The organism is Vibrio sp. 1249-1, assembly GCF_033340495.1.
Window position 1 is genome coordinate 1 of record NZ_JAWOWJ010000711.1, and the last position, 632, is coordinate 632.

1 protein-coding gene is annotated in these 632 nt (G+C 39.2%); it reads right to left on the bottom strand.

All coding sequences use genetic code 11. The features are described 5' to 3' along the window. Positions 1-179 precede the first annotated feature (179 nt). A partial coding sequence (locus tag R7Z50_RS28490) for a helix-turn-helix domain-containing protein (RefSeq protein ID WP_318149880.1) occupies positions 180-632 on the bottom strand: 453 nt, incomplete at its 5' end.

The window sequence follows — 632 nt, forward strand, 5'->3', positions numbered from 1 at the left end:
CATTTTTTGCTCCTGTGTCATCATGAGTGACGACACAGGATACAAAGGCAAAGAGTATGCCTATTTTAACTTATTGATTTATAAGAGCCTTACATGACGTGTTTTATATGAAAAAGCTAAGTAAATGATATGCCGTGATTTCGTTGTTACACTGTGTTGCGTTACACATGTACACATTGTCAGATGTTGATATTGTACTTCTTAATCAGCCGATAAAGTGTTGTTCTAGAAATACCTAGATGGCGTGCGGCTGCGCTCATATTGTGTTTATTTTCTTCGATGGCCTGTAACAAATAGTCGAGGTCAATTTGATCAACAGAAGGGAGTAATTGCCTTTCACTATTCTCAAGCCCTAAATCAGCAACGAGTAGGGTATTGTCTTCACACATGACAATTGCTCGCTGAATCACATTACGCAGCTCACGTACATTTCCAGGCCAACGATGTTTAAGCAGTTTTGCTTTCACTTCTTCGGACATGTTGTGTACTTGACCATGAGATAAATCTGTTAAAAAGTGCTCAGACAGCATCAAAATGTCTTTGCCTCTTTTTCGAAGTGGAGGAATGGTCAGCGGTAATATATTGAGTCGATAAAATAGATCCTCCCTAAATTCTCCTTGTACGACTTCGCT